Source organism: Collinsella sp. SGI.033 (assembly GCF_050315135.1).
Classification (GTDB): domain Bacteria; phylum Actinomycetota; class Coriobacteriia; order Coriobacteriales; family Coriobacteriaceae; genus Collinsella.
The window spans coordinates 1-25,527 of record NZ_JBNPOK010000017.1 but is presented as its reverse complement, the minus strand read 5'-3'; the positions used below and the strand labels follow the sequence as shown (position 1 = coordinate 25,527).

16 protein-coding genes and 1 tRNA gene are annotated in these 25,527 nt (G+C 61.2%); 4 read left to right on the top strand and 13 right to left on the bottom strand.

Features of this window, described 5'->3' with window-relative positions; all coding sequences use genetic code 11:
* Positions 1-59 precede the first annotated feature (59 nt).
* The 7 genes from pelG to ACQRC0_RS06345 all read right to left on the bottom strand — a co-directional run bounded on the left by pelG (position 60) and on the right by ACQRC0_RS06345 (position 11,211).
* The gene (pelG, locus tag ACQRC0_RS06375) at positions 60-1,517 is read right to left on the bottom strand and encodes an exopolysaccharide Pel transporter PelG (RefSeq protein WP_427728727.1); all 1,458 of its coding nucleotides are present in this window, start codon (positions 1,515-1,517) and stop codon (positions 60-62) included.
* Between the two features lie 3 nt (positions 1,518-1,520).
* The gene (gene pelF / locus ACQRC0_RS06370; RefSeq protein WP_427728725.1) at positions 1,521-2,948 is read right to left on the bottom strand and encodes a GT4 family glycosyltransferase PelF; all 1,428 of its coding nucleotides are present in this window, start codon (positions 2,946-2,948) and stop codon (positions 1,521-1,523) included.
* Positions 2,945-4,825 carry a DUF2194 domain-containing protein gene (locus ACQRC0_RS06365; RefSeq protein WP_427728722.1) on the bottom strand — a complete coding sequence of 627 codons (1,881 nt, stop codon included), beginning with the start codon at positions 4,823-4,825 and terminating at the stop codon, positions 2,945-2,947. Before ACQRC0_RS06365 ends, pelF begins: the two co-directional genes overlap by 4 nt.
* Entirely contained in the window at positions 4,822-5,727 is a 906-nt protein-coding gene (locus ACQRC0_RS06360) for a hypothetical protein (protein ID WP_427728720.1), read from the bottom strand. Before ACQRC0_RS06360 ends, ACQRC0_RS06365 begins: the two co-directional genes overlap by 4 nt.
* Entirely contained in the window at positions 5,724-7,862 is a 2,139-nt protein-coding gene (locus ACQRC0_RS06355) for a DUF4118 domain-containing protein (RefSeq protein ID WP_427728718.1), read from the bottom strand. Before ACQRC0_RS06355 ends, ACQRC0_RS06360 begins: the two co-directional genes overlap by 4 nt.
* A gap of 880 nt (positions 7,863-8,742) precedes the next feature.
* The gene (thrS, locus tag ACQRC0_RS06350; protein WP_117820318.1) at positions 8,743-10,506 is read right to left on the bottom strand and encodes a threonine--tRNA ligase; all 1,764 of its coding nucleotides are present in this window, start codon (positions 10,504-10,506) and stop codon (positions 8,743-8,745) included.
* 273 nt (positions 10,507-10,779) lie between these two features.
* Entirely contained in the window at positions 10,780-11,211 is a 432-nt protein-coding gene (locus ACQRC0_RS06345) for a double zinc ribbon domain-containing protein (RefSeq protein WP_006234085.1), read from the bottom strand.
* A gap of 815 nt (positions 11,212-12,026) precedes the next feature.
* On the opposite strand from ACQRC0_RS06345, the gene ACQRC0_RS06340 reads away from it, so the two are divergent.
* The 4 genes from ACQRC0_RS06340 (at position 12,027) to ACQRC0_RS06325 (ending at position 16,878) form a co-directional block, all read left to right on the top strand.
* Complete coding sequence (locus ACQRC0_RS06340; protein WP_427728714.1) at positions 12,027-13,499, top strand: NAD(P)/FAD-dependent oxidoreductase; 1,473 nt, start codon at positions 12,027-12,029, stop codon at positions 13,497-13,499.
* A 1-nt stretch (position 13,500) separates the two neighbouring features.
* Positions 13,501-14,922 (top strand): NAD(P)/FAD-dependent oxidoreductase, encoded by a 1,422-nt coding sequence (locus ACQRC0_RS06335; RefSeq protein ID WP_427728712.1) that lies wholly within the window; start codon positions 13,501-13,503, stop codon positions 14,920-14,922.
* Positions 14,923-14,924: 2 nt separating this feature from the next.
* Positions 14,925-15,323 carry a DUF1667 domain-containing protein gene (locus tag ACQRC0_RS06330; RefSeq protein ID WP_427728710.1) on the top strand — a complete coding sequence of 133 codons (399 nt, stop codon included), beginning with the start codon at positions 14,925-14,927 and terminating at the stop codon, positions 15,321-15,323.
* Between the two features lie 466 nt (positions 15,324-15,789).
* Positions 15,790-16,878, top strand: coding sequence for a M24 family metallopeptidase (locus ACQRC0_RS06325; RefSeq protein ID WP_427728707.1), 1,089 nt, complete (start codon positions 15,790-15,792; stop codon positions 16,876-16,878).
* Between the two features lie 239 nt (positions 16,879-17,117).
* On the opposite strand, the gene ACQRC0_RS06320 is transcribed toward ACQRC0_RS06325, so the two are convergent.
* From ACQRC0_RS06320 to ACQRC0_RS06295, 6 genes are all read right to left on the bottom strand, one after another.
* A complete protein-coding gene (locus tag ACQRC0_RS06320) occupies positions 17,118-18,461 on the bottom strand; it encodes a bifunctional folylpolyglutamate synthase/dihydrofolate synthase (protein WP_427728705.1) in 1,344 nt (447 codons plus the stop codon).
* A gap of 277 nt (positions 18,462-18,738) precedes the next feature.
* Positions 18,739-21,435: a valine--tRNA ligase gene (locus tag ACQRC0_RS06315; protein WP_427728702.1), complete on the bottom strand. Its 2,697-nt coding sequence runs from the start codon at positions 21,433-21,435 to the stop codon at positions 18,739-18,741.
* Positions 21,436-21,744: 309 nt separating this feature from the next.
* Complete coding sequence (clpX, locus tag ACQRC0_RS06310) at positions 21,745-23,160, bottom strand: ATP-dependent Clp protease ATP-binding subunit ClpX (protein WP_154515377.1); 1,416 nt, start codon at positions 23,158-23,160, stop codon at positions 21,745-21,747.
* Between the two features lies 1 nt (position 23,161).
* Entirely contained in the window at positions 23,162-23,782 is a 621-nt protein-coding gene (locus ACQRC0_RS06305) for an ATP-dependent Clp protease proteolytic subunit (protein WP_022095182.1), read from the bottom strand.
* Positions 23,783-23,945: 163 nt separating this feature from the next.
* The gene (tig, locus tag ACQRC0_RS06300; RefSeq protein ID WP_370450562.1) at positions 23,946-25,247 is read right to left on the bottom strand and encodes a trigger factor; all 1,302 of its coding nucleotides are present in this window, start codon (positions 25,245-25,247) and stop codon (positions 23,946-23,948) included.
* An 88-nt stretch (positions 25,248-25,335) separates the two neighbouring features.
* Positions 25,336-25,419 (bottom strand) — tRNA-Leu (locus ACQRC0_RS06295).
* Positions 25,420-25,527: the final 108 nt, after the last annotated feature.

The following is a 25,527-nucleotide window of genomic DNA, read 5'->3' as shown; positions in this document are numbered from 1 at the left end:
TTGTGATACACACGGACCACCGTGCGTTCAAACGCGCCATGTGGCTCCCGCTCCATGCGCTATTCCTCATAGCGCCCCTCAACATGCTCGAGCATGCGGCCCAACTCGGTAAACCAGCCTTCTTTGTCGGTCGCCACCATGGGCTGTTGACTCAGAATACGATACGGCAAGTTGGCAGTATAGGTATCGAGCCGCATCAGCGCCACGATAAAAAACACCGCCGCACCCAACAAAAAGCCAAAGCCGTAAAACTGCTGCGGCAAGAGCAGCGACACAGCAGTCGCCAGCCCCGCCACACCGGCAAACAGGCCCGAGGCCAGCACGGCCCCTTTGTAGTCGGTAAAGTACAGCAAGATAAGCATCACCGTATTGCCCACGGCATACAGGCCATAGCCCACGCATAGCGTGCGAAAATACCCGTGCATAAGACTGTTAAAGCCCAGCGGCAGGGCCGAGAGTACCGTGGTCTCGAGCGAGATGACCGCCGCGGTCACAAACAGCTGCTTGAGCGCGCAAAAGCGCAGTTCGCTGTTGAGCGTGGAGAGCATCTCCTCCTCGGCCACCACAATATCGCCCACCACGCCACCGTCGTTGAACAGGCTGTAGTAGTCGCGGTAGCGCGGGTAAAAGTTGACCTCGACCGAGACCACAAAGTTGACGGTCGTCACCAGGATCGTCAAAAACGCGATGAGCGCCGGAACATCGTGGTAGGGCGCGCCATAAAACAAGCCCTTGACCTGCACGCCAATGGGGCCGGCCCAAATAATTACCAGGTGCGCAAAGAGTCCCAGGTTGGTAAATAGACCCGTGAGCGCCAGCGGCATAAACTGATCGAGCCAGCGCAAAAAGAGCCAGGGACTGCGGTCGCTCTGTGGAAAATACCGGTACAGCAGCACCACGTCCCAGGCGAGCATGACGCCGTAGCCCAGGGCGATTGATGCCAACAGGCTCTCAACCGGCGGCAGCCCCAGTGCCAGCGCTGCCAGAGCGCACAGGAACGCCACGCCAATGGCAGCCGCAAAGCTGCACAGAATGCCACGGTAATCCTTGATGGCCGTGAGATAGCTCATGCCGTTCCAGTTGACGATCATAATGTTGAACAGCCACAGGCACAGCAGCCCCTGCAGCAGTGTGGCGCCCGAGAACAGCAAAAAGACGCCGTAGAGCACCGTGCCCGCAACGAGCATGATGGCGTTGGAGCCCCAAAACGAGGGCAAGACCTCTTCTTCGCGCTCGGCAAAGAGCATGTCCGCCAAAAAGCGCGTGACGGGCATGGAGAAAAAGCTGGTGAGCGTAAGCGACGCTAGCAGCGTATAGGTCACCATGCACACCAGCAAATCCTGGCTGGCGCGCCCCACGCCCCACAAACCGCACAGCACCAAGATACCCACCTGGAGCAGCACGCCCAGCAGCATGGGGCCCGTGCACACAATGCCGGCGTAGCCGTAGGCGCGCATCGTGGCAAACAGACCCTTGCGCCTAAACAGGCGTTTGAGCTCAAAACCGATTCCGGCCACCGGCTACTCCCCCTCTCTGGACAGGTCAAACGCACGCGCCGTCTCGTCGTACAGCGCGCGATAGTTGGCGAGCATCTGCTCGTGCAAAAAGTACGTGGCAACGCGACGCTGGCCGCGCTCCCCCATCTCAATGCGGCGGGCGCGGCTTGCGCACATGCGCTCCATGGCATCGGCCAGACCTTTGCGATACATGGGCGGGCTCACGAATCCAGCCACACCAAAGTCATCGCCCGGGGCGCCTTCGAGCAGCTCACGGCAGCAGCCCACCTCGGTCGTCACGCAGGGACGACGCGCGGCAAGCGACTCCAGCACGCTGAGCGGCTGGCCCTCGGAGATGCTCGTCAAAATGGTAAAGTCCAGCTTTTCCATGTACTCGACCACGTTGACGCGGCCGGTAAAGATCAGGTCGCGCACGCCCAGGGTATCGACCAGCGCATGGCACTCGGCACCGTATTCCTCGTCGTCCACGCCGCCCATAATGTGCAGGCGCACCTTAGGGACGCGCTCGTGCAGCTCAAAGAACGCATAGATCATGGTCTTGACGTCCTTAATGGGCGCCAGGCGCACCACCGCGCCAATGTCCACCCAGCCGTCATCGGGCTTTAAGGGAATGTCCTTAAAGCGGTCGAACTGGATTCCGTTGGGTATGACCAGGCATTTATCCGCGTCGCAGCCCATATCGATCTGCGTCTTGCGTGCATTGTGAAACAGGCTCGTCACGCGGAAGGCGCGGCGGTAGATCTCCTCCGAAAGCAGGTAGAAATAGCGAATCCAGCGGTCCTTAAACGACGGCACCACCCAGTCGGCGCGAATGATCTCCTCCTCGCGCTCGCGCGTGTAGATGCCGTGCTCGGTGAGCAGCACCGGTGCATGGGAAACGCTAGAGCCCAGGCAAGCGAGAAGGCCGCCGTATCCGGTCGAGATGGCGTGGTACACATCGGCCACCGGCACCTCGCTGCCCAGCAGGTAGAGCACGGGCAGCAGCATAGAGCGCATGGTGTGGAATGCATCGGCAAAGGGCGTGTAGGGGTACTCTGTCAGACACACGTCGCGGAAAATATCCATAAACGTGCGGCTCTGCAAAAACGAGAGTGGATGCACGCGGCGACGCTGGAAGATATCGAACAGCACGTCCCAGTCCGGATTAGAGAGCGACACCAGGCGGCGCAACGCCTTGCGCTCACAGTCATTAAAATCGACCTCTTCTTGCTCGCCCGAAAGATGCAGAGCGTCGTCCAGAAACACCTCGTGCACCTCGGCCACGTTGCCGGGCAGCTCGTAGACAAACTTGCCGCGGTCGGCAGCATGCGCGCCGATCACCCATAGCACAAACTCGTGCTCGGGCATAGCCGTAATGTAGCCGTGCATCCAGTTAGACACGCCGCCGTACACATAGGGGTAGCAGCCCTCGAGCACCAAACAGATTCTCATTGACCGCTACCCTCCTTGCGCGCGATCGTCACCGTCTTGTCCGTGGCTTTGACCAGGTACAGGTCGCCCGTCAGATGCGTAATCTCGCCACCCGTGACTGCTCCCGGCTCGCCGTTGTTGGCACGGAACATGAGCCACGCCTCATCGTGGAAATTGCCCAGGTTGAGCGTCCAGGCATCCACGCTTGTATCCACGCTCACCGTTACGGACGAAAAACGCTGGATGGCGCCCGAGCATTCCGAGCCGGTCTGGCGACGCAGGTCGGGCGCCGACTTGGTAAGCCAGTCCAGGTAGTCGGTCAGGCCGCCCTTGTAGACCTCCCAGCCTTGCCTGGCGCCGCGATCGGGATCGAGCAGGTCGTCCGGGTGCATAAAGTGCGTGCTCACGTAGTGCATGTTGAGCTCGGACACGGCAGCCAGGCGCATATAGGAATCGTCGACCATGCCGCCCGAGACAATACGCGGCTGCTCCACAATGCCATCGCTCGCCACGCCAAACTCCTGCACGTATGGAAGATCCGTACCATCCTCAAAATACGTACTGGCGATGGTCTTAATGCGCGGCACGTCCTCGCCAATAATCTTGCGAGCGCGGACCGAAAGGATGTTTGACGGCGGCACGTAGACCGAGCCGTGCGCGTTGGGCAGCACCTCGTCCTGAAAGGCGATAAGCTCATTAAGCGATGCGACGAGCGTCTCCTTGTTCTTCCACGTCTTGTAATCGTACAGCGTGCCATAGTCGGTGTCCCAAAGCGCCAGCGGCTGATGGTTGTAGCCGCAAAAGCCCAGCTCTCCGCCCATTTGCAGCAGCATGCCGCCAAAATAGCGGAACTGCGTGGTATCGGCCTGGCGCGCGGGCTCGGTCCGATTGACCGCGTCCTCGTAGTTTTCGATCATCACGCCGGTATAGCGAATGCCGTATTTTTGCGCGAGCTTTTGCAGATCGGGCCACCAGACCTTGGCATAAAAGTCGGCGATGGAAAGCCCGTAGTCGCGCTTGATGTAGGTGCCGTCGCCCGAGGGCACGGGGCTGGGAAAGTCATCCAGATAGAAGACGGCGCTGTTGATGACCGGGTAGGCCGTGGCATCGCCGAGCAAGCTGATCGCCGCGGCGTAAAACCCGCGCATGACCTTGCTGTAAATGCCAAAGTTGCACACCACGGTATGTCCGCTGCCGCAATCGCTCGACCAAACAAGGGGCGTACCCGTATCGCCGGTTTTGGCCCACACGTGCGCCGTCTCGCGCAGCGAAACCAGCAGTGACGATTTAAAGGGGTCCGACAACTCGTAGCGCTGGCCACCACCGATCATAAAGTCCTTGCTCGGGACGATACTTTCTGCCGTGGTGTACTCATATCCAACGGTATCGATGCCAAACTTGGGTGCAACGGCTTGCATATAGCCGGAGTTCTCCGGCGTCATACCCAGCATGAGCGAGCCGCCGGCATTCACCCAGCTCATCAGGTCGGTGAGGTGCGTGCCCAGCGCATCGAGGGATGGCATAAGCAAAATCACGCGGTCAAACGACGTCAGCGAGGGAATGGCATCCGCGCCATCCAGGGCAAGGTCCACGTCGCGGTGCGCGATCTTCATGTCGAGCAGAATCTGGTCGAACTGCTCCTTTACGTCCTCGACACCCGCCTGGTCGGAATCAGTAATGACCAGGCACGTGGGCTTTTGACCAAATATTGCCGAGGAGGCCGGCACCGCATCGTTGGCGGCAAGCATCCCCAGCTTATGCTGGCCCGCACTGTACTGCACGCCGGTACGCTCCACCAGCAGCACGGCGGCCATGGCAATAAAGACCGCCCACACCACGAGCAGGCCCCTCCAGCGAAAATGGCCCGCACGGTCGCGGATATGCTGAACCACGCTCATCGGGCCTCCTCCCCGTCGCGCCAAAAAGCCAGCTCCTCGCGGTTGGCGGCGCTCAAGTACACATGCTGTTTGTCGATCGCATCGATCACGCGGTGGACCTCGTCACCGTCGCGGCGCATCACGGCCAGGCGCAGGCAAAGCATCCAAACCTCCTGCTCCTCGGGCGCGTCGAGCACGAGCTGGTCGGTCACGGCCTGCGCCTCGTCGATCTGGTCGACATCGGCCAGCGCCGCGGCATACCGAATGCGCAGCTCAAAGGTGTCCTCGCGCTCACAGCGGCGCGCAAGCAGACGTGCGTACTGTTGACGCTGAATCTGAGCCACGCGCCCCTCAGCCAAACCCGAGTCTAAATACTCACCAAGAAAATCGCAGTATTCGTTGAGGTTTTGCGCGCTCGGGTCGGTCTTAAAGGCGCGCTCCAGCTGCTGCAGTTTAAGGTCGGACTCCTTGGAGATCTGCGCCACCGCCGTCGCGGCATAGTGCGCCACTTCAACGTCGTCGTTCAGCTTAGCCGCCTGCAGCTGCGCCAGGTACGCATCGGGCTCCTCGGTAAGCATGGAGAGCATGAGGCGGCGCCGGTCTGCCGGGTCGTTGACGATGAGCGCCTCCTCGAGCGGGATCACGCCCGCATCGGCTTCACGGTCGTGCACCAAGATGCTGCGATGCAGCTCGTCGTTAATGCGCAGCGACTCTAGCGTGGCGTCCTTAAGGTCCGCGCCAAACACGGCGCTACGCGTGATAAGCAGCACCACCAGCAGCGGTCCCCACAACGGCACGAGTACCATCACGGCCAGCATATGCCCGCGCACCGGCAGCAGGCCCAACTTCATAAGCGTCCACAACACCAGGCAAACCAGCGCATGAATCAGCAGCAAGACGGCAGCAACGACAAGCGAGATCAAGCGACATCCCCCTCACCGTCACCGGTGTCAGCGATGTGCTGCAGAAGCGCCACGATGTCCTCGCCGTCGACGGGCTCCACCGCAATCCGCTTCGCGCTCAGGCGCTCGCGGATAATGGGGAGGTCGCTCGCCTTTGCCTGGCGCATAAGCAGGTAAAGCACGTCACCGTCGACCAGGCCCGCCGCATCGCTCTCGCGGATTGCCGACCCAATTGCGCCCACCAGCTCGCCGACAGGCTCCATGCCCGGCACCACGCGCAGGAGCAAAAAGCTGCCCATCTTGCCATCCGACAGCGCCTGCTCGGCCGCGAGCTCTTGACCAAAGGCCGCCTGCTTGAGCACGCACGTGCCATCGACGCAGCGTTTATCCTGCGCCACCGCCTCATAGTCAAAGGCACGGCCCAGCGCGCTTTCGACCAGTCCGCACAAGATGCGGAACAGGTTTTGGTAATAGAGCGTCATTTGGTTCTCGGCCGCACGACGCACAAAGATCAACACGGCGGGCGCCCCGTCGCGCTCGATCGTATATCCAAACATGGGAAGCCCCGGCGTTAGCTCGCGATTGACCCACAGGTTCGAACGACCCCCGCCGCCCAAAAGGGGTGCAAGTTGCTCAAGCGTGAGCGAGCGCGTGGCGTCTTCGGCAATCACGGGACTCGCCGCCACCAGACGTGCAAACGCCCCGCCCGAAACGTGGTAGATCGTCACCGAATTGTTTTCGAGAATCTCACCCATGAGCTCACAGCACTTGCGGTAGATGTCGCGCGGGTTGAGCACGTCGAGCTCTTGCGTCACGGCAAAGATCTTGCCAAAGCTATCGTGACGCCCCACAATCTGGCGCTTGTAGGTGCGCTTGTCCTCGATAGCATCGTGATAGAGCTGCGTGAGGAACGTATTGCGATTACGCACGAGCTCGTTTTGGTCGCGCTCCACCTTAATGGCCTCGCTATTGCGCAGCTGCACGTAGCCGCATACGGCACCCACCACAAAGTACGCGATAAACGGCAGCCAGTTGGACGGCTCGTAAAAGAGGCCCTGGAAGGTATAGCCATACTGGGTAAAGTAGCTCACAGCCAACCCAACCGATGCCAGCAGCGCCGCAACCAGACCAAAGTCCAGGCCATACAGCGTGCCGATGAGCACGACGTAGAGCAGGCGATAATCGAGCACGTTGAGCTGGGCAGATTGCGAGAACAAATACTCCAGCACCTCGAACAGGACCCAGGCAACGCCCGTCTCCAGGCATTTAATAGGCAGCGTGTGCATCTGGATGCGGTCGATGGCGGCGCGCAAGGGGTTGACCTTCCCTGCGCGGCCAGCATCCCAGCGAGCATGAATGGTCGAAAGATCACGAAACGGGTCGTAGCGCTGAAACCAGCCATAGCGAACGCGAACGATATCGCTGACGGGCAGGGCATAGCCGGCAGAATCGCCATAGGCAACTGAAAGCCCTGGGAACAGCGCCTTGAGGGCCTCGCCCACCTCACCTGACGTGTGATGGAAGGTATCGGCAACATCGAGCGTCTCAAAGGAGGCGTCCCAGCTGTCAAAGATGCGATGCACCAGCACCGCGAGTTCCTCGGCACACAGCAGCGGAAACGGCGCGTCCTCCGCGCCCTGCAAAGCGACCGATCCGGTTGAGCACGCGTCAAATAGCGGCACCAAAAACGGGTCCTCCAGTGCGGCAGACGCGGTATACAGGAACGGCACGCGCAGGATCTTGGTTTGAACGCCCTCGCGAGCAGCGTAGTAGCGGCACAGGTCGTTGGCTGCGCGCGCGATAATGCCCTTGCCCGTTCGCCCCGTGGCATCGGCGGCACCCGCGGCACCCGCGGGCCCCGCTACATACAGCAGCTGGACCCGGCGACCCGCGCACGCACGAAAGACCGAGCGCAGCAGCTCGATATCGCCCACGATATCGGTATGCGGGGTAAGGTAATTGGATAGGTAGACCACGCGGTCGAACTCGTAGGCCTGCTCCAAGTGCTGGAGGAGCTCATTCCACGAGGCATGGGGCGACGATTCATCGCGGCGCGCTTCCGCGGCAGCGACGACCTTAACGTGGTCCCCGGGGAACGCCTTGGCACAAAAGTCATCGTCAACATATGCGGTGTTGCCAACAACCAGCACCTCCACGGCGCACCCCTCCCCTTAATTCCACATTTGCCATAGTCAAACATGCGTATTGTACGCCGTCAACGCGAGCCGGGACGCCTTTAAGGCAGTTTTAAGAACATCTTCAGAGGATGAAAACCAAGCACCCTAAGGCAAAGGCACGATAAGAGACCACTCGGAAAACAACCTTTAGAGCAAATTGACCTAAATCTCCCGAACGACGAGCCCGCCCTGTTAGCGCCGGGCGATTTTAGCCGCTAATAGTCAACCGATTTTGACCAATCCCGGTCACCGAATAATGGCCACCGTGCCTCCCCGCCGCCACTACGCTGGTGGCGCCAACACGCCGCCCTCGACAGGCTGCTCGAAAAGGCGTCGGTGTTCGTGATGCGGGGCCCGAGCTACCGCGGCAGGGGGCTCGACACGTACTCGGTGGAGGCCGTCCCCCAGGCGGTGAAGGTGAGGGGGATCCAGCCCGAGGGGATGTAGGAATGCGATAGGAAAGTCATAGATGCGGGCGTGTTGGCCAAAATGGGTCGGCCGGGATTGGTCAATCTCGGCCGACTATATTTGGCTAAATTTTTCCGACACTAACAGCCCTCCAGCATGAGCTTGCGTGCGCGGTTGCTGCTACGTCCAGCAATACCAAGCGAAGTGCCATAGTAATCAAGAAGGGCGAGTACCTTAGCCACCTCTGACTCGCTAACACCCTTGGCGCCGCATTGTCTGTTCCATCCCTTGCCCCCTTAACTTGCGGCCGCGACACACACGGATGCAGGGGCGTTAAGAACAGGCTTCTCGCTCGCAGCTAGGCGCAGTCGCAAAAGTGTACCTTTTTTCACGACAAAAAGGCGACCGCCCGCGAGGACGATCGCCTTTATTGCTTCTTGTGTTGTTTGTGCTAGGCGCGGGTCTTGATCTCCTCGGTCACCTTAGCCACAAACTCATCGACGCTCATCTGAACGGTCTCGTTGGAACGATCGCGGACGGAGATGTTGCCGGCCTCGACCTCCTTCTCGCCCAGGATGAGCATGTAGGGCACGCGATCGATGCTGCGGGCCTCGCGGATCTTGTAGCCGATCTTCTCGTCGCGGTCGTCGCAGACCACGCGAATGCCGGCCTCCTCCAGCTTGGCGCACACCTCGTGGGCATAGTCGCGGCTCTTCTCGGAGACCGGAAGCGCCTTGACCTGCACGGGAGCCAGCCAGGTGGGGAACTTGCCCGCAAAGTGCTCAATCAGAATACCGATGAAGCGCTCGATGGAGCCAAAGCACACGCGGTGCAGCATAATGGGGCGCTTCTTGGTGCCGTCGGCATCCACGTACTCCAAATCAAAGTTGAGCGGCATCTGGAAGTCGAGCTGGACGGTACCGCACTGCCAGGTACGGCCGAGCGAGTCCTCCAGGTGGAAGTCGATCTTGGGGCCGTAGAAGGCGCCGTCGCCCTCGTTGACCTCGTAGTCCATGTGCAGCTGCTCAAGAGCGGTGCGCAGGCCCTCTTCGGCGCGAGCCCAGTCCTCGTCGGAGCCCATGGAGTCCTCGGGGCGGGTGGAAAGCTCAACGTGATACTTAAAGCCAAACTTCTGGTATACGGAGTCGATAAGGTTGACCACGCCCACGATCTCGTCGGTCAGCTGGTCGGGGCGCACAAACAGGTGGGCGTCGTCCTGGTTAAAGCAGCGCACGCGGAACAGGCCGTGCAGGGCTCCGCGCAGCTCGTGGCGGTGCACCAGGCCAATCTCGCCGGCGCGGATGGGCAGCTCGCGGTAGGAGTGCGGCTTGGAGGCGTACACCAGCACGCCGCCCGGGCAGTTCATGGGCTTAATGCAGTACTCTTCGTCGTCGATGACGGTGGAGTACATGTTGTCCTTGTAGTGGTCCCAATGGCCCGAGGTCTTCCACAGCTGCTTGTTCATGATGAGCGGCGTGGATATCTCCACGTAGCCGGCCTTGTGGTGGATCTCGCGCCAGTAGTCCAGCAGCGTGTTCTTAAGGATCATGCCGTTGGGCAGGAAGAACGGGAAGCCGGGGGCCTCGTCGCGCATCATAAAGAGGTCCATCTCGCGGCCGATCTTGCGGTGGTCGCGCTTCTTGGCCTCCTCCAGCATGTGCATGTGCTCGTCGAGCTCTTCCTTGGTGGCAAAGGCGACGCCGTTGATACGGGTGAGCATCTTGTTGTCCTTGTCGCCCTTCCAGTAGGCGCCCGAGACGCCGGTGAGCTTAAAGGCCTTGAGGGCCTTGGTGTAGCAGATGTGAGGGCCAACGCACATGTCGATGTAGTCGCCCTGCTGGTAGAAGGTGATGCGGGCGTCGTCGTCCAGGTCGCCGATGTGCTCGACCTTGTACTTCTCGCCACGCTCCTCCATAAGGGCGATGGCCTCGGCGCGGGGCTTCTCGTACACGGAGAACTTGAGGTTCTCCTTGACGATCTTTTTCATCTCGGCCTCGATCGCGGGGAAGTCGTCCTCGCTGATCTTGACGCCCTCGGGCAGGTCGACGTCGTAGTAAAAACCGTTGTCGGTCGCGGGGCCGTAGGCAAAATCGGCCTGGGGGTACAGGCGCTTGATGGCCTGCGCCATGATGTGCGCGGCGGAGTGGCGGATGACGTGCGTGACCTCGTCCTGCGGGAGCTCGGCCACCGAACCGTCATTGTAGAGTGCCTTCATGGGTATGTTTTCTCCTCTCGGATGCCTTGTGCAAGTGCTGCTTGGCGCCGTGCGGTGTGCATTGCGCTTGCCGGCGCGTGCGTTTTGACTTGCATCATTATAGGCAGGTTACCTAGGTATACAAGCGCCCGCCGCACCTTAATGGCACGGCGGGCGATTTTCTACGCATGCTTCATCGTGTGGGGGCGGGGCTGCGTGCGGCTTACACGCGGCGCGCGGGGCCCGTGGCTTGCGGCGTGCCCGTGGCTTGCGGCCGGCCCGGCGATGGATGCGCTACTGGATGCGAGTTCGGCAGTAGGGGCAGACCTTCCAGTGTGCGTCGAGCGGGCGATGGCAGCTGGGGCACACGTTGCGAACCTGGGTGTCGCACACCGGGCAGACCACAAAGTCCTTCTCGATGGGCGCACCGCACTGCGGGCAGGTGCCGTACTGGGCAAGCTGACGCTCGCGCAAGGCCATGTCCAGCTCCTGCTCCTCGCGGTCGGCCGCATAGGAGTGCGGGCGCAGGACCAGGTAGGCGATGAGGCCTACAAACGGGATGAGGGCAATGATGCCCCATGCCACGTAAGCGCTGGCGCCGCGGCGACGGGCGTCAATAAACACATAGACGACCGACAGCACGTACAGGGCGATGATAAAGCCAACAAAGGCATAGATGACGCCCATAAGCTGCGGCGACATGAGCTCGGAGATGTACTTGGACATAAGGTGGGCCTTTCGGGGTAGTTACAACTCGAGTTAGTGTAACACGGGGGTTAACGATTTGGCAGGTCGCAGGCATGGGCAGATAGAAACATCTCAATCTGTAACAGGTGAGAGCGGAATCCGGGTCCAGATGTTACAGGATTAGACAAACCGTTCTCTCCCCGACTACAATCTCGATCTGTAACATCTTGGCTCCAGAATCAGTCCCTACTGTTACAGATCGAGATGAGCGGTGAGCCCTCCGTTAAATATCTCAATCTGTAACAACTAGGGGCCAGAACCCCTTCTATCTGTTACAGATCAAGACAAAGGAAAATGTCCAATCTCAATATCTCAATCTGTAACAACAACTCGGCAAAAACAGGTCTAACTGTTACAGATTTAGACATTCGAAACCGACTGATGGGTTCATCTAAATCTGTAACATCTAGACCCCAAAACGGTACCGAGATGTTACAGATCGAGACAGATGACCTCTCCCTGACTTTAAATCTCAATCTGTAACACATAGGAAATCTGTAACACATAGGACCGATTTTCTACTCTTACTGTTACAAATCAAGACAAACAGAGGGCCCGCCTGGCAAACGTCTCGATCTGTAATATCTGGAACCCAACTCTTCTGCTTACCGTTACAGAACGAGACAAACCTTTGATAACAGGGGTGCCAGACGAGGTCACCGATTGACCTGGGTCTCCCCTCGCCTGCCGTTGGCGGGTGTTGCGGGGCTGTTCGCCGCATTGCCGCTGCGCTGAGGGTGTGCAGACCGTAGGATAGTCCTATTGACAGCCTGTCAACTCGTCTGGGAGGCACTGTGACAGAAACGTTTGATATCGCGATTGTGGGCGCGGGCATCACCGGATGCGCCATCGCGCGGCAGCTCGCACGCTATGACCTGTCCATCTGCGTGGTCGAGGCGGCCAACGACATTGCCCTGGGCGCGTCGAAGGCCAACGGCGGCCTGGTGCACGCCGGCTACGATCCGGCGCCGGGCACGGTTAAGGCGCAGGTCAACGCCCGCGGCTGCGAGCTATATGGCACGTGGGCCCAGGAGCTGGGCTTTTTGTTTTGCCGCACCGGGTCCATGGTGCTGGGCTTTAGCGACCAAGACCGCGCGCAGCTGGAGCAGCTGCAAAGCAACGGGCTGGCAAACGGCGTACCCGAGTTGGCGATCATCGGGGCCGAGCGCATCCACGAGCTGGAGCCGCGCGCCAGCGCCCAGGCCACGTGCGCGCTGTGGTGTCCCTCGACCGGCTATGTCGATCCGTTTGAGGTCGCCATCGCCGCGATGGAAAACGCCGTAGCCAACGGCGTGACGTTTGTGCGCTCTGCACCGGTGGAGACGATCGAGGTAGCTCCCGGCGCTGGCGACAGGAGCGGCGACGGGACCGCTCGTTTTACGCTGGTAACACCGGCCGGTGATGTGCGCTGCCGCTATTTGATTAACGCGGCGGGCAACGGCGCCGCAGACATCACGCATATGGCGGGCGCCGAGGAGTTCCAGATGGTCTGGCGCCAGGGCAACATTGTGGTGCTGGACAAGGAGCCGCGCGCACTCATGCCGCTCTACCCCGTTCCCACGCCGGTTTCCAAGGGCGTCATCGTTACGGGCACCGTCCACGGCAACACGGTGATCACCGCGACGGCCGCTGTGCGCGAGGCGGGCGACACGCAGACCTATGCGGGCGACGTAAACGCGCTGCTGGGCGGCGCGCGCAAGCTGGTGCCCGATCTGGATACGCGCCGCGTGGTGCGAGCGTTTGCCGGCGGGCGTCCGGTCATTAAGGGAACGAACGACTTTTTTATTGGACAATCCGCCGTGGTGCCGGGGCTGTTCCAGGCGGCAGGCATTCAGTCGCCGGGCGTAGCGAGCGCTCCGGCCATTGCCGAGCGAATGGAGCAGGTGCTGCGCGAGGCGGGCGTTGCTTTGCGCGAGCGGGCCGATTGGGATCCGATTCGCCGTGCGCCGGACGACTTTGATCGCGCGCCGCTTGCGCGCAAGGAGGAGCTCATTGAATCCGACCCCGCGTGGGGGCAGATTGTCTGCCGCTGCGAGACGGTGCCCGAGGCCGAAATCGTGGCAGCGATCCGACGCCGCCCGGGTGCGGTTTCGGTCGAAGGCGTCAAACGCCGCTGCCGTGCCGGCATGGGTCGGTGCCAGAGCGGCTTTTGCCAGAGCCGCGTGGTGCGGATTCTGGCCCGCGAGCTGGGCTGCGACTCCAGCGAGGTACCGTTGGAAGACGATGGATCCTGGCTGGTAGAGGGACCGTTGAAGGGAGTGCGCTAGGATGGCGACGAGTATCGATATGGGTGCGGTATCGGGCGTCGAGTGCACTTGCGCAGATGCCGACAGGGTATCAATTGCTGCCGGCGCCGTGCAGACGCAGGCGTTCGACGTAGTCGTTATCGGCGGCGGACCTGCCGGCATGGCGGCCTCACTTGCCGCACACAAGGCCGGAGCGCGCGTGGCCATCGTGGAGCGCGAACAGCACCTGGGCGGCATCCTGCGCCAGTGCATCCACCCGGGCTTTGGCCTCTCACACTTTAAGCAGGAACTGACCGGTCCCGAGTACGCACAGCGCTTTATCGACCAGGTGCGCAAAACCGATATCGCACTGTTCCTGGACAGTATGGTGATTGGGATCGACTCAAGCGAGGACAAAGTCGCAGTCGCGGGCGCAAGTGGCGCGGCGAGCGAAGCCTCGACACACACCGTCACGCTCATGAGCCCCGCCGGCATGTTGCAGCTCACCGGGCGCGCCGTCGTCCTTGCCATGGGGTGTCGCGAGCGCACGCGCAGCGAGATCAAGATTCCCGGCAGCCGCCCCGCCGGCGTGTTTACCGCCGGCCTGGCGCAGCGATACATCAACATCGACAACCTCAAGCCCGGCTCGCGCGCCGTCATTTTAGGCTCGGGCGACATTGGGCTCATCATGGCGCGTCGCTGCACGCTCGAGGGGATTTCGGTCGAGGGCGTGTTCGAGCTTATGCCATACGCCAACGGCCTGCGCCGCAATGTGAAGAACTGCCTGGACGATTTTGGCATTCCGCTGCACCTGTCCACCACCGTCACACGCGTGATTGGGCACGACCGCGTGGAGGCCGTCGAGGTGAGCCAGGTCGACAAAAATCTAGCGCCCATTCCGGGGACCGAGCACATCGTTTCGTGCGACACACTGCTGCTTTCGGTAGGTTTGATTCCCGAGAACGAGCTTTCGGTAGGCGCGGGTGTTGAGCTTGACCCGCGCACGCGCGGCGCCGTGGTGGACCAGAGCCTGCAGACGGGCGTGCCGGGCATCTTTGCCTGCGGCAACGTGCTGCACGTGCACGACCTTGCCGATAACGTGACAGCCGAGTCCGAGCGTGCCGGTGCAGCCGCGGCGACGTACGCGCTGGGGACCGGCACGGATGTCGAGACGGGCGCTGGCTGCCAGCTCACGGTCTCCCCTGCCGACATTGCCGGCTACGCGCTGCCAGGACGCATTACGGCCGTGGCACTCACCAGGCTCAACTTCCGCGTGCGCCGGCCGGTCGATGCCGCCCGCGTGCGCATTCTGGCGGACGACGAGGAACTGCTTACGGGCAAGGTCCGCGCGTTTAAACCGAGCGTTATGGAAAGCTTCCCGCTGCCGGCAAAGGTGATACAGCGAGCGCTCGACCTGGGTGCCAGCGAGATTATCCTTTCCGTCGAGCCCGTCGAGGAGGCATAGCCATGAGCACAAATGCGATCGAGACGCTACAGTTCAACTGCACCACCTGCCCATCCGAGTGCCTCCTTACGGTGGAAGTGGAGCGCGGGGCCGACGACCGCGTGGCGACGGTGCGCGCCGTGACCGGCAACAGCTGCCCGCGCGGCGATAAGTTCGCACATCAGGAGCTCACCTGCCCCATGCGCGTCCTCACTACCACCGTGGCGGTATCAGGCGGCGACGAGGCGCTGCTGCCCGTCCGCACGGCCGAAGCCATCCCGCTCGAACTCCATGCCCAGACCATGGACCTCATCCGCGGCCTAGTGGTCAAAGCCCCCATCCGCATGGGCGATGTAGTCCTCCCCAACCTCCTAGACACCGGTACCGACCTCATCGCCAGCATGGACATCGACCCGGCCTAAGCAGCTCGTTTGGGACGGTGCTCTTTTAGCTACCCCGCATCCGCCCCGCCCCTCCTCAATTGCGGTGAAATAATTCACGATTTCCGCCAAAACCCCGGCATCAAGGAACTATTCCACCGCAACTTGCCTTGGGATCGGTATTTAGCTTGTGCCTACTTTAGTGCCATTTCAAAACTATGCCGGATTACGGGGCTGATTCGGAGATCCCCACCCATACCGGCAATTTTCGATTTTTGATAAGCCTTCTACCTGCGGTTTTAATTTCGCTATTTTTCCCATGGTCAAGTAATACAGGTCCAGCCCCGTAATCCGCCATAGTTTTGAAACCAGCCCATTTGGGACGGGACCATATTGACTACTTTTACCTATCAGCTCGCATGTTTGACGCAGCTAAAAGAGCCCCGTCCCAAATTGACTACCCTGGCATTGGGGATACCATGGTGGCAACCTAACGAAAGGACGATGTATGGCACATGTCGATGACCAGCGCGTGGCACGCGTGCTCGATGCGCTCGAGGCTCAGCACCCCGGCGCGCAGCTGCTCGTAAACGACCCGTGGTCGATTTATTACCTGACCGGCTTTTATGCCGATATGTTCGAGCGTTTTTGCGGCGTACTGCTCGCACGCGGTAGCGAGCCCGTGATCTTGGTCAACGCGCTGCATCAGTTGCCCGAGTATGACAATGCCCGCGTCGCGTACCACACCGATACCGACGTCGTGGCCGACGCCATCGCTCGCGAGGTTGATCCGACCAAACCGCTCGGCATCGACACCGTCATGCGCTCCGGCTTCTTGATGCCCCTCATGGATCGTCATGCCGCGAGCGAATTCTTCCTAGGCGATTTTGCCGTGACCGCCGCGCGAACCTACAAAGACGCCGCCGAGCAGGAGCTTATGCGCGTGTCCTCGGCCGCTAACGACGCCGTGATGGCCGACGCGATCGAGCTCGTCCACGAAGGCGTGACAGAGCGCGAGATCGCCGACCAGATGCTTGGCCTGTATCGCAAGCACGATTGCGAGGGCTTTAGCTTTCCGCCCATCGTGAGCTTTGGCGCCAACGCCGGCGACCCGCACCACGAGCCAGACGATACGGTACTCAAGCGTGGCGACGTGGTACTGTTCGACATTGGCGGGCGTCGCCGCAACTATTGCTCGGACATGACGCGCACGTTCTTTTGGGGCGAGCCGGACGAGGAGACGGCACGCATCTACGACATCGTGCGCCGCGCCAACGAGGCCGCCGAGGCGCTCATCGCCCCGGGCGTGCGCATGTGCGACCTGGACCGTGCCGCGCGCGACGTGATTGAGGACGCGGGTTATGGCAAGTACTTTACGCACCGTCTGGGACACTCGATCGGCCTGCAAGACCACGAGCCGGGCGACGTCTCGCTCGTCAACGAGCAGGTCGTGGAGCCGGGCATGACGTTTTCCATCGAGCCGGGCATCTACCTCCCCGGCCGCACCGGCGTCCGCATCGAGGACCTTGCCCTGGTCACCGAGAGCGGCGTCGAGATCCTCAACGCCTACCCCCACGACCCAGTCCGCCTAGACTAGGCAATGCGGCAAAGGGACAGCCCCTTTGCCGCATCACATGAATGCCGCCACGAAATGGGCCTATCTACTACGTTTAACCCGCATGGGGCGACCATGCGGGTATTTTTTGAAAATTTACAAGCCTTCTACCTGCGGCTTTGATTTTGCGATTCTCGGCATGGTTGAGGGTAGCCGGTCAAACGTAGTAGATAGGCCCATTTCGTGGCGAGCAGGCAAACTAGCTACCCTGCGGAAGGGATCTAGCGGAGCAGACCGGCAACTTCGCCGGCCAGGGTGATGGTGCCTGCTGCTACGAAGGGCTCGCCTGCGGCCTCAAAGGCTGCGAGGGCCTCGGACACGCTGGGGTACACGCCTGCGAGCTTATCGGAGTCCACCAGGGCAGCAAGCTCCTCCGCCGGCAGGGCGCGATCGGAATCGGTCTGTGTGACGACCACGCGCGGGAAGGCCGGGATCAGCACGTCGACGATACCCGCCACGTCCTTGTCTGCCAGCGCGGCGCACAGCAACGTGGGCCGATTCTCTACGCACGGATCGATCTCGTCCAAGGCGCTCACAAAGTTCTCGCAGCTCTGGGGGTTATGGCAGGCGTCGATCAGCTTGAGCGGGTCGGTTCCCAACACATCAAAACGGCCCGGCGTGGCACAGCCCATAAGCGAAGCATCAAGCGCCTCGTGGTCGAGCTCGCGACCCAGATACCCCTCGCAGAGCATAATCGCGCACGCGGCATTCTGCGGCTGATACGCCGGCTTAACCATGCTCGACGTATAAATCGCACGCGTCGTGGTACAGCTAAACTCAACCGTATCGCCCACATGCGCCGGCACCTTGGTCGTGGTGTGGCTCACCACCAGCGGCACCACACCACACTCGCGACAACGGGCATCCATAACGCGCTGAACGCTCGGCTCATGCGTGCCCTCGCCCAGCACAACCAGGCGTCCGGGCTTAATGACGGCGGCCTTCTCCCCCGCAATGGCCTCGAGCGTATCGCCCAGAATGCGCGTGTGATCGAGTCCGATGCCCGTGATGGCAACGGCAACGGGATCGGTCGCGCTCGTGGCGTCCCAGCGACCGCCCATGCCGACCTCGAGCACGGCAACATCCACGCGAGCCTCGGCAAACACCACAAGCGCGGCGGCCGTCAGCAGGTCAAACGGCGTGATGGTATAGGCACGCTCCCCCGCCACCACGCGGCGCGCATTCACTCGATGCCCCGCCTCAACAGCAGCAGAAACGCCACGGGCAAACGCCTCATCGCTCACGACGTGCCCATCGACCTCCATGCGCTCGGGATAGCGAACAAGCTGCGGCGACGTATAAAGCGCAGCCTTGAGCCCCTCGCCGCGAAGGATAGCAGCCGAAAAACGCGTCGTCGAAGTCTTGCCATTGGTACCGGCAACCTGAATGCAATCAAAGTACTCGTCCGGCCGCCCCAGCTCATCGAGCATATCGACAACTGTCTCGAGCAGAGGACCAGCATCCCCAGAAATCCGCCCCGTATCGGCAGCAAGCCCCACAGCCTCACTAAACGAAAGCAAATCAAACGAGAAAGGAACGACATACGACCCAGAACGCTTAGCCATAACCCAAAGTCCCCTCAACATAAAAAGAGGCCCGAATCAACAACGAGCCCTTCCCATTCAAAATATCAGCCAAACACCGCTTTGCAGCAGAATCAAGGCCACAGCCAAGTGGCCTAACCCACCAGTTGCAAACAACCACGTAAACGACCTGGGAGCGGTTTGGGGCTTTGCTCGATACAAGTTCCGCACGAGCCGAAGGCCACTTAATGTGGCCTTCGTGCGAGCAGGACTGTCCGCAGTAGCGAGCAATGCCCCAAACCGCGTCCCCCAGTAACGCCTACGAGAAGTCAGCAACCTGAGCAGTCAGCGCCTCCAGGATCTCCTTGAGCTCAGCTGCACGGTCCCTCTTCTTCTGGACCACCGCGGGCGCGGCCTTGGCCACAAAGCCCTCGTTGGCGAGCGTCTTCTCGCAGCCGGCGAGCTCCTTCTGGGCCGCGGCAATCTCCTTCTCCAGACGTGCCTTCTCGGCCGAAAGGTCAACCTTGCCCTCGAGCACCACAAAGACCTCGACGCCGCTGTCGACCACGGCGATGCTCGCGGCCGGCTTCTCAACATCGGTACCCATGACCAGCGAGGCGGTATTGGCCAGCGGCTCGATGGTCGAGCGCAGGCTCTCGAGCTTCTCGATGTCCTCGGCACCGGCACGCACGACCACGTCGAGCTCGGCCTTGGGGCTCAAGCGATAACGCGAACGCGTGGCGCGGGCGGCAGAAACGACGGTGCGACACAGCTCAAACGCGCGCTCGGCGTCCTCGTCGACATACTTGACATAGTCGGCGGGCTCGGGCCACTTGGCGATCATGAGCGCCTCGGCGCGGTCCACGTTGCCCTCGGCGTCCAGGTCGAGCACGCTCGCCGGCATGTTGTCCCAGATCTCCTCGGTGACAAACGGCATGAGCGGGTGCATCAGACGAATAGAGGTATCGAGCACAAAGATCAGGTTTCGCTGCGCCTGCAGACGGCCCTCTCCCTTCAGGCGCGCCTTGGTGACTTCGACGTACCAGTCGCAGACCTCGTTCCAGAAGAACTGCTGAACACCGCGGGCCATGTCGCCAAAGGTGTAGTTCTCGATGCCCTCGGTGACCATCTTGACGGCCTTGGCCAGACGGCTGAACATCCAGGCGTCGGCCGGCGTCTCCACGACAGGCTCGCCGGGCGTGTAGCCCTCCATGTTCATAAGCAGGAAGCGGCTGGCGTTCCAAATCTTGGTCACAAACGACTTGGCCTGCTCGGTACGCGGGCTGTCGATAAGCTTCTTGGTCTTCTTATCGATGTTCGCGTCAAACTTGACGTCCTGGTTGTTGGTGCAGAGCGTCAGCAGGTTGAAGCGCATGGCGTCGGCGCCGTACATGCCAATGAGGTCCATGGGGTCAACGCCGTTGCCCTTGGACTTGGACATGCGGCTGCCGTCCTTGGCAAGAATCGTCGGGTAGATGACGACATCCTTAAACGGCACCTCGTCCAGGAAGTACAGCGAGCTCATGACCATGCGGGCGACCCACAGCGCGATGATATCGCGCGCGGTGACGAGTGCCGTCGTGGGGTGATGCCCCTCGAGCAGCTCCGGCTTTTGGGGCCAGCCCTGCGTGGCGAAAGTCCACAGCTGCGAGCTGAACCAGGTGTCCAGCACGTTCTCGTCCTGATGCACGTGACGACCGCCGCACTTAGGGCACACGTCGGTGTCCTCGGTAAGGGCATCCTCCCAGCCGCAGTCCTCGCAGTAGAACACGGGAATACGGTGGCCCCACCACAGCTGGCGGCTGATGCACCAGTCCTTGAGGTTCTCCATCCAGGTGGTATAGGTCTGCGTCCAACGCGCGGGGTGGAAGGTCACCTTGCCGGAGTTGACGGCATCGAGCGCCGGCCCCTTGAGCTTGTCGACGGCCACAAACCATTGCTCGGACAGCCACGGCTCCAGTGCAGAGTCGCAACGGTAGCAGTGCATGACGGAGTGATCGTGATCCTCGACGTGATCGAGCAGGTCGTGCTCCTCAAACCACTTGATGACGGCCTCGCGGCACTCCTCGCGGGTCATGCCGGTAAACTCGCCGTAGCCCTCGACGACCACCGCATGCTCGTCAAAGATGTTGATCTGCGGCAGATCGTGGGCCTGCCCCATGGCGTAGTCGTTGGGGTCGTGGGCCGGGGTGACCTTGACAAAGCCGGAGCCAAAGTTGGCGTCGACATGCCAATCCTCAAAGATGGGGATCTCGCGGTCGACGATGGGGAGCTTGACGGTCTTACCCACAAAGGCGGCCTTCTCGGGGTCCTTCGGGGAGACGGCCACGCCCGTGTCGCCGAGCATGGTCTCGGGGCGCGTAGTGGCGACGACGATGTAGTCCTGGCCGTTGACCGGCTCGGTCAGCGGGTAGCGCAGGTGCCACAGGTGACCCTTCTCGTCCTTGTACTCGGCCTCGTCGTCCGAGATGGCGGTGGTGCAGTTGGGGCACCAGTTGACGATGCGCTTGCCGCGGTAGATCAGGCCGTCGTGGTACCAGTCGCAGAACACCTTGCGCACGGCCTGGGCGTAGTCCTCGTCCATGGTAAAGCGCTCGTTATCAAAGTCGACGGAGCAGCCCATACGCTTGATCTGCTCGACGATGATGCCGCCGTACTCGTGGGTCCAATCCCAGCAGGCGTCGACAAACTTATCGCGGCCGATCTCCAGGCGGCTGATGCCCTCGCTCTTGAGCTTCTTGTCGACCTTGGTCTGCGTGGCGATGCCGGCGTGGTCGGTACCGAGCACCCAGCGGGTGGACCTGCCGCGCATGCGGGCCATGCGGATGATGGCATCCTGGATGGAATCGTCGGTGGCGTGACCCATGTGGAGCTTGCCGGTCACGTTGGGAGGCGGAATGGTGACAGTGCAGTCGCCCACGCCCTCACGGCGCTTGTAGTAGCCGCCGTCGAGCCACTTCTGCAGAATCGCCGGCTCGTTGGTCGACGGATCGTAGTTTTTGGGCATCTCTTCCATATATCTCTCCCGTCCCACCGGGGAGGAATGTAGGCCCGCCAGGGTCTGCATTCCTCCCCTTAGGTATCGATTACTTCAGACTGATACGACTTCGCTGAGGCTTAAACAATCACACAGAATAACACAGGTAGTTGGGGTTATTGCGTATATATAAAATAGCCTCCGACCGCGGGTGGTCGGAGGCTATTCAAATTCACATTTGCGAAACCTACCATTTAGGGACAGGTTTATTTTGGTCGGTTTTATATGGGCAAACATCATTCTCCCTGATAAAACCTGCCAAAATAAACCTGTCCCTTTTTGGCAGGTTTACCCGTAGATGCGCTGGGGCTGTTCGGTGCCCTTTACGGAGGCTTCGGTCACGATGACCTTGGCGACTCCTTCCTCGCTCGGCAGGTCGAACATCGTCTGCTGCAGCACGTCCTCGCAGATGGAGCGCAGGCCGCGGGCGCCGGTCTTGCGGGCAAGCGCCATGCGGGCAATCTCGTGCAGGGCGGCGTCCTCAAACTCAAGTTCAACGTCCTCGAGCTGGAACATCTTGCGGTACTGACGCACAACGGCGTTCTTTGGCTCGGTCAGGATCGACACCAGGTCGTCCTCGTCGAGCGCCTGTGTCTGGGTGACGACGGGCGTACGTCCCACAAACTCGGGGATCATACCAAAGGCGTTGAGGTCCTGCGGGAGCACCTGACGCAGCAGGTCGTTCTCATCGACCGAGGTGGGGCCGGCGATCTCGGAGTTAAAGCCCACGCCCTTGTTGCCCACGCGATCGGCGATAATCTTGTCCAGACCCACAAAGGCACCGCCGCAGATAAACAAGATATTGGTCGTGTCGATCTGCAGCAGCTCCTGCTGGGGGTGCTTGCGGCCGCCGGTGGGCGGAACGCTTGCCACCGTGCCCTCAAGGATCTTAAGCAGCGCCTGCTGAACGCCCTCGCCCGAAACGTCGCGGGTGATGGAGAGGTTCTCGGCCTTGCGGGCGATCTTGTCGATCTCGTCCACGTAGATGATGCCGACCTGCGCACGCTCGATATCGCCATCGGCAGCATTGATGAGCTTGAGCAGGATGTTCTCCACGTCCTCGCCCACGTAACCGGCCTCGGTGAGTGCGGTGGCGTCAGCGATGGCAAACGGTACCTCGAGGATGCGCGCGAGCGTCTGGGCGAGCAAGGTCTTACCGGTACCGGTGGGACCGAGCAGCAAGATGTTGGACTTGGCGAGCTCCACCTCGTCCATATCGTCGTCGAGCCGCGAACCCGCACCCGAGGCCTCGTCAAAGGCCGAAAGCGCGGCGCCGCCCTCGATCACGCGACGGTAGTGGTTGTACACGGCAACCGACATGGCGCGCTTGGCGTCTTCCTGACCCATGACATAGGCCGAAAGCTCGTCATAGATCTCGTGCGGGGTCGGCACGTGCGTAATGACCTGACGCACGTCGTCCTCGAGCTCAAAGCCCTCGGCCTCGGGATCCATGGCAGGCTGCCCGGCAGCCTGACCGTGGTCGTTGAGGAAGCCCGGCAGCTTGCCGTTGCAGGCGGCATCCATAAAGTCCGAAGCCAGCGACTCCTCCAAGATCTCGGAACAGGCGGCAACGCACTCGTCGCAGATAAAGATGTTGGTAGGGCCCTTTACAAGGCGGCGCACCTGACCCTGCTCTTTTCCGCAGAAGGAGCAGCGGATGGGGTTGCCGTTCTCGTCAAAGTTGTCCTGCATGTTACCGGCCATCCTAGGCGTCCTTCGCGGCAAGATCGCGCGAGGTAACGATACGGTCGATCAGGCCATAGTCGAGGGCCTCGGCGGCAGTCAGGTAGTTGTCGCGCTCGGTATCGGCCTGGACCTTCTCGATCGGCTGACCCGAGGCGTCGGACAAGATCTGGTTGAGCTCGCGACGGGTCTTCTTGATCTCCTCGGCCACGATCTCGATCTCGGTCTGCTGACCCTGGGCACCGCCACTGGGCTGGTGAATCATGACCTTGGAGTGCGGCAGGCAGAAGCGCTTGCCCTTGGCGCCGGCCGAAAGCAGCACGGCGGCCATAGACGCAGCCATACCGACGCAAATGGTGGAGACCTGCGGCTTGATAAAGTTCATAGTGTCCAGAATCGCCAGGCCGGAGTAGACCTCGCCACCGGGCGAATTGATGTAGAGCGAGATATCCTTCTCGGCATCCTGGCTCTCAAGATGCAGCAGCTGGGCAACGACCAGGTTGGCGCTGACGGAGTTGATCTCCTCGCCCAAGAAGATGATGCGGTCGTTGAGCAGGCGCGAATAGATATCGTAGCTGCGCTCGCCGCGCGGCGTCTGCTCGATAACGTATGGCACGAGGGCGGAATCGAACTTAGCGATCATACGCATCTCCATTTCTCTCTTGCGGACCAAATTGGTTCTAGATAAACGTACGGTGCCCGCATGCTATGCATTGGCTGGCACCGTACGAAGCAACCGAATAACCGGTTTATAACTTTACCCCATCACGGGCGCCTGCATGCGCTCGCGGGAAAGGTGGCGAGAATTACTCGGCGTCCTTGGCGGTCTCGTCGACCTCGGTCACCTTGGCGTTCTCGACCAGGTGGTCGACGGCCTTGGAGCGACGGATGGACTCGCGGACGGCAGGCATGCGTCCATCGGCGATGAACTCGGCCTTGGAAGCCTCGACGTCCTTGACGCCGGCCTTCTCGAACTCGGCGTTGACGTCGTCCTCGGTGACCTCGATCTTGAGCTCACGGGCGAGGGCGTCGAGCGCCAGGGACTCACGGGCAACATCGTTGGCCTGCTTGTGCAGGTCGCCGATGAACTGCTCCATGGTCAGGCCGGAAGCGGGCAGCCAGGTGTCCAGCGTCATGCCGCGGGCAGCGAGGTTGGACAGGAAGTTCTGGCCAAGCTCCTCAAAGACAGACTGCTCGTAGTCGGCGTCCATCTCCTCGAGCTGCAGACGCTCGGCGAGAGCGGCGACGCAACGGTTCTCTTTCTCGGCCGGAAGGCGGGAAGCCTTGTCCTGCTCGATCTCGAGCTTGATGGCATCGCGCATAGCGTCGATGCTGTCGAAGCCAAAGTCGGACTTGACGAGCTCGTCGGTGAGCTCGGGGGTGTTGCGGACCTTGATGCCCTTGACGGTGACCTCGACGGTGTGGGTCTCGGCCTCCTCGCCATCCTCGACCTCGTCGGTCCAGGTGACGGTCTTGACGTCGTCGACGTTAGCACCGATCAGAGCCTCGTTGAACTCCTTGGGGTTGCTGTCGCTACCGGCGATGAGCATGCGGCCCTCGGCAGCGAAGTTGTCGGCGTTCTCGACGGCCTTGAGGTCGACGGTAACGTAGTCCTCGGCCTCGACGGCACGATCCTCGACGTCCTCGAAGGTGGCACGGTAGTTGAGGAGCATCTCGACCTGGTTGTTGATCTCGGACTCGGTGACCTCCGCGGGAGGCATCTCGATCTCGACGGCGTCGTAGGAGGAGAGCTCGGCGGCAGGACGCAGAGAGAACTCGACGGTGTAGGTGTAGTCCTCGTGATCCTTGGCGAGGTCGAGCTCCTTGTAGTCACCGTTCTTAGTGGGGACGATGTCCAGCTCGTTGAGGACGGCGGGCTCGTTGGCGGCGATCAGATCGTTGGTGGCCTGGGCGAGGGTGGCCTCGGCGCCAAGAGCAGCGTCGATGACCGGACGGGGAGCCTTGCCGGCACGGAAGCCCGGGAAGCGGTACTTCTTGGCGGTGTCCTTGTAGGCCTTCTTGATCGCGGCGTCGACGTCGGCGGCCGGGATGGTGACCGTAGCGGTGAGCTTGGCGTCCTTGACGTCAGAAGCGGTGATGTTCAACACGTTCCTCCTCATACTGCCCAGCTTATCTGAGGTGCTGGTACCTTTATGCAACAAAGTGTCGCGACGGCCGAGGCCGACGCAGGTGCGTTGGTGCGGGCGAAAGGACTCGAACCTTCACGGGAATCCCACCAGAACCTAAATCTGGCGCGTCTACCAATTCCGCCACGCCCGCATGAGCGCACAGACTAGGAATGATAGCAGATACGAACGGCAAGCGCACGCACACCTTTTTAGGCCCACGACCTCACCACGAGTTACAGCGGAACAGGGTAGCTAATTT